7 protein-coding genes and 1 pseudogene are annotated in these 9,227 nt (G+C 72.7%); 3 read left to right on the top strand and 5 right to left on the bottom strand.

From position 1 onward, the window contains the following. The first annotated feature begins 162 nt into the window (after nt 1–162). On the top strand, nt 163–480 hold the full coding sequence (locus tag HKK72_RS31335; protein ID WP_187238045.1) for an AzlD domain-containing protein: 318 nt from the start codon (nt 163–165) through the stop codon (nt 478–480). 15 nt (nt 481–495) lie between these two features. Here HKK72_RS31335 and HKK72_RS31330 read toward each other — a convergent pair whose 3' ends face one another. From HKK72_RS31330 to HKK72_RS31315, 4 genes are all read right to left on the bottom strand, one after another. Continuing rightward, nucleotides 496–1,422: an RluA family pseudouridine synthase gene (locus HKK72_RS31330; protein ID WP_187238044.1), complete on the bottom strand. Its 927-nt coding sequence runs from the start codon at nt 1,420–1,422 to the stop codon at nt 496–498. 4 nt (nt 1,423–1,426) lie between these two features. After that, a complete protein-coding gene (gene lspA, locus HKK72_RS31325) occupies nt 1,427–2,185 on the bottom strand; it encodes a signal peptidase II (RefSeq protein WP_187238043.1) in 759 nt (252 codons plus the stop codon). Then, entirely contained in the window at nt 2,158–2,544 is a 387-nt protein-coding gene (locus HKK72_RS31320; RefSeq protein WP_261987388.1) for a TraR/DksA family transcriptional regulator, read from the bottom strand. Before HKK72_RS31320 ends, lspA begins: the two co-directional genes overlap by 28 nt. A gap of 334 nt (nt 2,545–2,878) precedes the next feature. Next, on the bottom strand, nt 2,879–3,151 hold the full coding sequence (locus HKK72_RS31315; RefSeq protein ID WP_261987386.1) for a DUF167 domain-containing protein: 273 nt from the start codon (nt 3,149–3,151) through the stop codon (nt 2,879–2,881). 401 nt (nt 3,152–3,552) lie between these two features. Between HKK72_RS31315 and ileS the strand changes: the two genes are divergently transcribed. Both ileS and HKK72_RS31305 read left to right on the top strand, forming a co-directional pair. After that, entirely contained in the window at nt 3,553–6,813 is a 3,261-nt protein-coding gene (gene ileS / locus HKK72_RS31310; protein ID WP_315987547.1) for an isoleucine--tRNA ligase, read from the top strand. 163 nt (nt 6,814–6,976) lie between these two features. Continuing rightward, nucleotides 6,977–7,666 carry a DUF1707 domain-containing protein gene (locus HKK72_RS31305; RefSeq protein ID WP_187238047.1) on the top strand — a complete coding sequence of 230 codons (690 nt, stop codon included), beginning with the start codon at nt 6,977–6,979 and terminating at the stop codon, nt 7,664–7,666. Between the two features lie 96 nt (nt 7,667–7,762). On the opposite strand, the pseudogene HKK72_RS31300 reads toward HKK72_RS31305, so the two are convergent. Beyond that, a pseudogene (locus tag HKK72_RS31300) lies at nt 7,763–9,227 on the bottom strand (hypothetical protein); the annotation flags it as partial.

Here is a 9,227-nt window from a genome sequence, read left to right as displayed (position 1 = left end):
GCTCCGCCGGGGCCGGGCGGAGCGGCTCGTGGCCCTGGTCTCCGTGGCCGTCGCCGTCACGGCCACTCCCCTGCTGCCGCCCGGCGTACCGGTGATGCTCGCCGCGGTCGTGGCCGTGGCCGCGGTCCTCCGCCGCCCTCGGCCGGCCGAGGGCGGAACGCGATGACGGCGGTCTGGCTGGCCGTGGCCGCCACGGGACTCGGGTGTTACGCGCTGAAGCTGGCCGGGCTGGTGATCCCGGAACGCGTGATCGACGATCCCCGGGTGCGGCGTTTCACCGAGCTGGTCCCGGTGGCGCTGCTCACCGCGCTGGTCGCCGTGCAGACGGTCGCCCACGGCAGGGCGCTCGAGGCCGACGGGCCCCGGCTCGCGGGCGTGGCCGCCGCGGTGGTCGCGCTGCTGCTGCGCGCGCCCTTCCTCGCCGTCCTGGTCATCGCCGCCGGAGTCGCCGCCGGCCTGCGGTTCGCCGGTCTCGGCTGACGGCGCGCCGGACCGTCATTCGCCGCTGACGATCTCGAGAGCGTGGGCCAGCTGGTCCGGGTAGGGGCTCTCGAACTCCACCCGATGGCCCTCGGTCGGGTGCTCGAAGCCGAGCCTGACCGCGTGCAGCCACTGCCGGGTGACGCCGAGCCTGGCCGCGAGGGTCGGGTCGGCGCCGTACGCGAGATCACCCACGCACGGGTGCCGGATGGCGGACATGTGCACGCGGATCTGGTGCGTGCGGCCGGTCTCCAGGTTGATGTCGAGCAGGCTCGCGGCCCGGAACGCCTCGATGGTGTCGTAGTGCGTCACCGAGGGCTTGCCGCCGGTGACCACCGCGAACCGGCCGTCGCCCGAAGGGTGCCGGTCGATGGGCGCGTCGACCGTGCCGCGGAGCGGATCGGGATGACCCTGAACGAGCGCGTGATAGCGCTTGTCCACCGTGCGTTCCTTGAAGGCGCGCTTCAGCCGCGAGTAGGCCACCTCGCTCTTGGCGACCACCATTGCCCCGGTGGTGTTGGCGTCGAGGCGGTGCACGATGCCCTGGCGTTCGGCGGCGCCGCTGGTGGCGACGGTGTGCCCGGCGCCGAGCAGCCCGCCGATCACCGTGGGGCCGGTCCAGCCCGTCGTCGGGTGCGCCGCCACCCCGATCGGCTTGTCGACCACGATGATGTCGGCGTCCTCGTACAGGATCCCCATTCCCGGCACGGGCTCGGCGACGGGCCTCGGCGGCGCGGGCGGGGGTGGGAGCGTCACCTCCAGCCAGGCTCCGGCGTGCACGCGGTCGGATTTGGCCACCGCCTTGCCGTCGACGAGGACATCGCCGGTGGCGACGACGTCGGCGGCGCGGCTGCGTGACAGCCCGAAGAGGCGGGCGAGCGCGGCGTCGACCCGTTCCCCCTCGAGGCCGTCCGGGATGGGCAGGCTTCGGACGTCGGCCATCAGGTCAGGACGTCCCCTCGGCACGGTGGCCCGGCGCCGGATCGGCGCCGCCGCCGGCACCGGTGTCCCGGCCCGTGTCCCGGCTCGTTCCGGCGCCTTCGGAGCCCGTCTCGGAGCGCGGCTCAGAGCCGTCCTCGGGCGCGGGCTCGGAGCCGTTGCCGGAGGGGCTCTCGGAGGGCTTCTCCGAGCCGGTCACCCGGGTGCCGTCCAGCTGCAGGCCCCGGGACGCCAGCAGGACGGCCAGCACGCCGCCGCAGACGATCGCCGAGTCGGCCAGATTGAACACCGGCCAGTTCGGCAGCTCGATCCAGTCGACGACGTGCCCCTTCAGCGGCGCCGGAGAGCGCAACAGCCGGTCGACGAGGTTGCCCGTGGCCCCGCCCAGCAGCAGGCCCAGCGACACCGCCCATGGCAGGCTGCGCAGCCGCCTGGCGGTCCGCAGGATCGCGATGACCACACCGATGGCGATCAGGGTGAGCACCACGGTCAGCCCGGTGGCGATGGAGAACGCCGCCCCGCTGTTGCGGGTCACCCGCAGCGTCAGCAGGCCGCCGAACAGCTCGATCGGCTCACGGCCGGCCAAGCGCGCGACCACGATGATCTTTGATACGACGTCCAGGACGAGCGCCAGCACGGCGACGCTCACGAGCACGCCGACGCGCCGCGGCGCGCTCTCCTTGTCGGGGAGCCCGCCCGAAGACGTGGCGCCGGTCTCGTCGTGCTTCTTTGCGTCGGTCAGCGACGCTCCTCGCGTTGTTTGCATGTCACACATAGGGTCGCACGAGGGAAGGCCTGCAAGCGCGCCTTACCGATCGGCTTCCCGCATGACTCGCAGATTCCATAGGTGCCGGAGTCGATCCGCGCGATCGCCCGCTCGTTCTGCGCCAGCAGGTCACGCGCGTTGTAGGTGAGCGCCATCTCGTGCTCGCGCTCATAGGTCTTCGCCCCCGCGTCCGCCTGGTCGTCGCCGGCGCCCTCGCTGCTGTCGCCCATCCGCTCGGCGATCTCCGATTCGGCCCGTGCGATCTCGGCGTCGAACTTGCCGATCTCCTCTTCGAGCCGGCCGCGGACGGCCGCGAGCTCGTCGGCGGTCCACCGCTCCTCACCGGCCCGGACCGGCAGCTGTCCCGCAGCCTCGTCCGTGGTGGTCGAACCGGTCGCCTGCTTCCCCGGGCCTCGCGGCTTCGGCTCACCCAAGGGCGCACGCGTGCGCCGGGTCGTCTTCTCGGACGGCGTCTTGTCCCTCCCCGCGCTGGCCATGTCGGGCCCCCTCGCGCTGATCTTGTCGACAGGCAGTGCGGGAAGCATAGGTCTCCTTCCGCGGGACGGCAAACAAGCCGGTCGCTTGGTCGCGGGCCCATCCGCAGAGCTCCGACCTGCGAAGAGTCGCAGAACGGAGGTTCCATGAACAAGCTCCAAGGTCTGTCACAAGCCGCATATGCCCAGTTACCCGATGTCAGGAACCCAAGAGCCGGTCGATCTCACGAGTGAGCTGTGCCACATCGCCGTCCACCTCGACGATCTTGTCGCGGCTCGTCGCGCCGCTGACGAGGCGCACGTCACGGCGCCGTACGCCCAAGGCCTCCGCCACGGCGCGCAGGGCGGCCTCGGTCGCCCGGCCCTCGACGGCCCGCGCCGCGACCTTGACCACGAGCGCGTCGCCGTACGCACCACCGACGCCGGCCTTCACCGCACCCGGCCGCACCCGGATCACCACCCGCATCCCCATCCGACCTCCCTACCCGGTGCCGGCCGACGCCGCCCGGGCACCGCTCGACGGCGCCACGCAAAGATCACCGCCGTGTCCCGCGAAAATCTGTCCGGCCCGAGCGCCCAGTACACGTACAATCGGTGCAGTCGGCAAGGCGTTGATGAGGACACCTGCCGCCGTGCGCAGCGATGAGCGACCCGGGGACGGTGCGAGCCCGGGGGCCTGCCCGGCGGTCTGATCACCCCGGAGCCGCCGGAAGAACCGCCCGCGCAGACTCGTCCGCGAGAGCTCAGTAGACCCGGCCGCCGAGCCTCCAACGAAGCGGGCCATGCGTGCGTGGCCAAGGAGGGTGGTACCGCGGGGCCGCCGGCCTCGTCCCTCCGGGTCCATGATCGCACTATCGTGGAGGTCCGCCCATCGTGAACGACGCCGTGCCGGACAGGCGGGGCCCGGAAGCAGGCCGACGAGCACTGCGTCCCCTGCCAGCACAGATCGACCTGCCCGCCCTCGAGCGCGAGATGCTCCGCCGATGGCAGGAGAACGAGGTCTTCGAACGGTCGCTGCGGCGCACCGAGTCCGGGCCGCCCTGGGTGTTCTATGAGGGCCCCCCGACCGCCAACGGAATGCCAGGCGTCCACCACGTCGAGGCCCGCGTCTTCAAGGACCTCTTCCCCCGCTTCCGCACCATGAAGGGCTACAGCGTCACTCGCAAGGCCGGCTGGGACTGCCACGGCCTGCCCGTCGAGGTGGCCGTGGAGAAGGAGCTCGGGCTCTCCGGCAAGAAGGACATCGAGGCCTACGGCGTCGCCGAGTTCAACGCCCGGTGCCGAGAGTCGGTCCTGCGGCACGTCGGCGCCTTCGAGGAGATGACCGAGCGGATGGGCTACTGGGTCGACATGTCCCAGGCCTACCGCACCATGGACCCCGAGTACGTCGAGTCCGTCTGGTGGTCCCTCAAGGTCATCTTCGACAAGGGACTGCTCGTCCGCGACCACCGCATCAGCCCGTACTGCCCGCGGTGCGGCACGCCGCTGTCCGACCACGAACTCGGCCAGCCCGGCGGCTACGAGACCCTGGCCGACCCGTCGGTGACCGTACGGTTCCCGATCACCTCCGGCCCGCTGGCCGGGCGCGCCGCACTGCTGGTCTGGACGACCACCCCGTGGACCCTGGTGTCCAACACCGCCGTGGCGGTGCATCCCGGCGTGACCTACGTCGTGGCACGGGACGGCGGCGCCGGTGAGCAGGTCGTCGTCGCCGAGCCCCTGGCCGAGAGCGTCCTCGGCGAGGGTTGGGAGGTCGTGGACCGGCTCCCGGGCACCGCGCTCGAGGGCGTGACCTACCAGCGCCCGTTCGACCTGGTGGACTTCCCCGAGGCCGACGACCCCGAGCGGCCCGCGCACCGGGTCCTGCTCGCCGACTTCGTCACCACCGAGGACGGCACCGGCCTGGTGCACCTGTCCCCGGCGTTCGGCGCCGACGACTTCACCGCCTGCCGGGCGGCCGGCCTGCCGGTGGTCAACCCGATCCGGGCGGACGGCCGGTTCGAGGACTCGGTGCCGCTCGTCGGCGGAGTGTTCTTCAAGGACGCCGACCAGACCCTGCTCAAGGATCTCGAGGCGCGCGGTGTGCTGTTCCGTTCCGAGACCTACGAGCACAGCTACCCGCACTGCTGGCGCTGCCACACCCCGTTGCTCTACTACGCCCTGCCCGCCTGGTACATCAGGACCACCCAGATCAAGTCGCGGCTGCTGGAGGAGAACGAGCGCACCGGCTGGTACCCCGACTCCATCAAGTGGGGCCGGTACGGCGAGTGGCTGCGGGGCAACATCGACTGGTCGCTGTCGCGCAGCCGTTACTGGGGCACGCCGCTGCCGCTGTGGGTGTGCGACGACGACCACGTGACGTGCGTCGGATCGCTGAGCGAGCTGTCCACGCACGCCGGCCGGGACCTCACGGCGCTCGACCCGCACCGCCCCTACGTCGACGACATCACCTTCGACTGCCCGGAGTGCGGCGGGACCGCGCGGCGGGTCCCCGACGTCATCGACGCCTGGTACGACTCCGGCTCGATGCCGTTCGCGCAGTGGGGCGCACCGCACCGCAACGCGGAGGTGTTCGAGAAGGCCTACCCGGCGCAGTTCATCTCGGAGGCCATCGACCAGACCCGGGGCTGGTTCTACTCGCTGATGGCCGTCGGCACCCTGGTGTTCGACCGGTCGTCGTACGAGAACGTCGTCTGCCTCGGCCACATCCTCGCCGAGGACGGCCGCAAGATGAGCAAGCACCTCGGCAACGTCCTCGAGCCGATCCCGCTGATGGACAAGCACGGCGCGGACGCGCTGCGGTGGTACATGGCGGCGAGCGGGTCACCGTGGTCGGCCCGCCGCGTCGGCGACGGCCCGCTGCAGGAGATCGTCCGGAAGGTGCTCCTGACCTACTGGAACACCGCGTCCTTCTTCGTGCTGTACGCCAACGCGTGCGGCGAAGGAGGCTCCGCGGGCCCGGGCCCCTGGACCCCGGACCGGGTGACCGAGGCGCCCGCCCCCGCCGACCGGCCGCTGCTGGACCGGTGGGTGCTCGCCGAGCTGCACCGGACCGTCCGTGAGGTCGACACCGCCCTCGAGGGCTTCGACACCGCCCGCGCGGGCCGCAGGCTCGCCGAGTTCATCGACGACCTGTCCAACTGGTACGTCCGCAGGTCGCGGCGGCGGTTCTGGGAGGGCCCCGAGACCCGGGACGGCGCCTCGGCGTTCACCACGCTGTACGAGTGCCTGGAGACGCTCACCCGGCTCCTGGCCCCGATCGTGCCCTTCCTCACCGACTACGTCTGGGACGTCATCCGGCCGGGCGACGAAGCGGAGTCGGTGCACCTCGCCTCGTGGCCGGCGGTGTCCGAGGAGTTGCTCGACGAGACCCTGGGCGAGCAGATGTCCCTGGTCCGGCGGCTGGTCGAGCTGGGGCGGGCGGCTCGCGCGGCATCCGCCGTACGCACCCGCCAGCCCCTCGGCCGGGCCCTCGTGGGGGCACCGGGCTGGGCCTCGCTGCCGGCGGAGCTGCGCGCCCAGATCTCCGAGGAGCTGAACGTCACCGACCTCGAGGACCTGTCCACGGCGCTCGCGGGTGGCGACGACCTCGTCGACTACGAGGTGAAGCCGAACTTCCGCGAGCTCGGCAAGCGCTACGGCAAGGACACGCCGCGGGTCGCCAAGGCCGTGACGGGCGCGGACCCGGCCGAGCTGGTCCATGCCCTGCGCGGCAGCGGCACCGTGTCGTTCAGCGTGCCCGAGGTCGGCGATGTCGAGCTCGGCCCCGACGACGTGATCGTCACCGAGCGGCCCCGGACCGGCTGGGCGGTGGAGAGCGCGGCAGGTGAGACGATCGCGCTGGATCTGGTCGTCACACCGGAGCTGCGCCGTGCCGGCCTGGCCCGGGAGGCCATCAGGCTGGTGCAGGAGACCCGAAAGGCCAGCGGCCTCGAGGTGACCGATCGCATCGAGCTCTGGTGGGAGACCGTCGACCCCGACGTCGAGTCCGCGCTGCGCGAGCACGGCGGCGAGGTCGCGGGAGAGGTGCTGGCCGTGGCGATGCACCAGCGGAGTCCGGAGGAGGACCTCCCCGCGCATCACGGCGACGACCTCGCGCTCACGCTCTGGCTCCGCAGATCCGACGCCGGCTGACGGCACCGCCGGGATCTCGCTGTCGCCCACGCCTTCCACGGCCGGGTGACGGCGAGATCTCGGCGGAGAGTCGGGCTTGGTCGAGACACATCTTGTACGGAATGATGCGGATGTGGACCTTCCAGACCAGTCCCCGCGGACCGGCCCGTCCGAGCCGTCCCAGATGCGGGCGTCGGACGCGGACCGGGACCGGGTCGCAGACCAGCTGCGAGAGGCCCTCGCCGAGGGCCGCCTCACGCCCGAGGAGCACGCGGAGCGCATCGACCGGGTGTACTCCGCCAAGACCTACGCCGAGCTCGCCCCGGTCATCGAAGACCTTCCGGTCGAAGGGGATTCCTCCGCCGCTCCGCCGCTGCCGGGTGTCCGACTCCACAAGGACGCGAACCTTCCCGCTCCGAGCCGCCACTCCGCCAGCATCGTCGCGATCTTCGGCGGGGCGGAGCGCAAGGGCCGCTGGCTGGTGGAGTCGCAGACCACCGTGCTCGCCGTGTTCGGCGGGGTGGAGCTCGACTTCCGGCAGGCCGTGCTGTCGCAGCGCGAGGTGACCGTCAACATCGTCTGCGTCTTCGGCGGAGTGGAGGTCAAGGTTCCCGAGGGCGTACGGGTCATCAGCTCCGGGGTGGCCATCTTCGGCGGGAACACGGTGCCGTCCGACGACCCGCTCGACCCGCACGCCCCGGTCATCCGGCTGACCGGGGTGACCCTGTTCGGCGGCGTCGACGTCAAGAGGGTGCGGGACACCTCCGACCTCGACCGGCAGGAGCTGCGCCGCCGGGAACGCGAGCTTCGCCAGGCCCGACGGGAGTTCAGGCGGCAGAGCCGCGAGCGCCGCCGGGACCACGACGAGAGCTGACCCGGCCGGCGCGGTGCCGCCGAGACCGCCGGCCTGGCGACACGGCCGGCCGGCCGCATGACGCCGCATGCCGGCCGCGCGAGCCGACGCGTCCGCTCAGTCGCGCGCGTGCTCCTTGTCGGGCTCGCACACCAGGCACGGTGTGCATCCCCGGGCCGTCGCCTCCGCACGCGGCAGCGCCTCGATGTCGTCGGCGTCGTCGCCGATGTCCACGATCAGCGCGCAGTCGGCACGGTGGTAGCGCTTGGTGCCGCTCAGGATCCGGACCTGTGGCCCGTCGTCGCCTGCGTCCGGGCGGGCGTCGGACGCCGCACCCCGGGGCTCCGTCCCCTCCTCGGCGGACCGGTCAGCGGTCTCCACGGCGCTCTCCGCGGCCTGATCTCCGGTGTGCCCGGCGACATCGGCGGCGGGCGTGGCCGCGTCGGGGGAGGTCTCGTTGGGGGAGGTCGCCTCGGGGGAGGTCGCGTCGGCGGAGGTCTGGCGAGCCGTCCCGGCGTCGCGCGCGTCGGCGGGCGCGTTCCTCCCGCGGTCCGGCGCCCCGTGGGACGCCGCGGCGGGCGGGTCCACGGCCTCGAACTCCGCGGTGGCGGCGGAATCCGCCTGCGCTCGCGGCGGTGCCTGCGGGCCCGTCGACACCTCGTCCGCGTCCTCGGCCGGGGTCACCGCCTGGTCTTCGGCGGGACGGCCCGAACGGCGCGGCGCCGGGGCACCGGCCGCCGGTGGCAGCCAGATCGAGGCTCGTTCGACCGCCGCCCTGTCGGTGGCGGGTCGCTCAGCGGCGGTCTCGACCGCCTCGTCACGCTTGCGGCTGTGCCGCCCTCCCGCGGTCGCTTCGCGCCCGTGCCGTCCTTCGACACCGGCGTCTTCGCCGAGCCCGGGTCCCGCGTAGGGCGCCCTGGGCGGGAGCGGGCCGCGCGGCCCGCCGCCACCGGCGGTGGAGGCCATGCGGTCACGGTCGTCCGCGGGCTTGTCGAGAGACGGCCCGCCGACCCCCATGGAGGAACCGGCTGCCTTGGACGCACCACTGGACGCGGCCGGCGCGGTCTTGTCACGCCGCCTCTTGGCCGATCCGGCGGCATCGCCCCGGCCTGTCGTGGCGCCGGCCCGTTCCGGTGTCCCGGTCGTGCCCGGGCCCTTGTCCGCGGACACCGCGGCGCGCGCCGCCAGTGCGGTGTCGGGCATGCAGGCCGTGCAGGGGCTGAAGCCCTCCTCCTGCGCCTCGGCGTAGGTGAGTTCCTCCTTCTGCCGCCCCATGAGCTGACGGCAGTTGTCCAGGTGATACCGCTTGCGGCCGCGCACGACGTAGACCAGCGCGTCGCCGGGCACCTCGACCGGCTGGGCCGGAATCGTCAGCGTGTCGTCGGCGATGGTGTCGCCCCCCGCCGGACTCGAGTCGGCGGCGGCCTTGCCGGCCCCCTTGCGCGTCTTCTTGTGCCCCTTCGGCGCCTTGCCGGAGGAGGACGTCGACGCGCCGAACAGCTCTCTGCGGCGCAGGAATACCCCGATGGCCAGGCAGAGAGCGGAGACGATGCTGACCGCGATCGAAACGTAGATCAGCGCC

Source organism: Actinomadura sp. HBU206391 (assembly GCF_014323665.1).
Classification (GTDB): Bacteria; Actinomycetota; Actinomycetes; order Streptosporangiales; family Streptosporangiaceae; genus Actinomadura_C.
This window is presented reverse-complemented; position numbering and strand designations above follow the sequence as displayed.

Coding starts and splice junctions, on each gene's coding strand:
- HKK72_RS31315 (WP_261987386.1), bottom strand. CDS start 3,151: ATGGGGATGCGGGTGGTGATCCGGGTGCGGCCGGGTGCGGTGAAGGCC.
- HKK72_RS31335 (WP_187238045.1), top strand. CDS start 163: ATGACGGCGGTCTGGCTGGCCGTGGCCGCCACGGGACTCGGGTGTTAC.
- HKK72_RS31305 (WP_187238047.1), top strand. CDS start 6,977: ATGCGGGCGTCGGACGCGGACCGGGACCGGGTCGCAGACCAGCTGCGA.
- HKK72_RS31330 (WP_187238044.1), bottom strand. CDS start 1,422: ATGGCCGACGTCCGAAGCCTGCCCATCCCGGACGGCCTCGAGGGGGAA.
- lspA (WP_187238043.1), bottom strand. CDS start 2,185: ATGCAAACAACGCGAGGAGCGTCGCTGACCGACGCAAAGAAGCACGAC.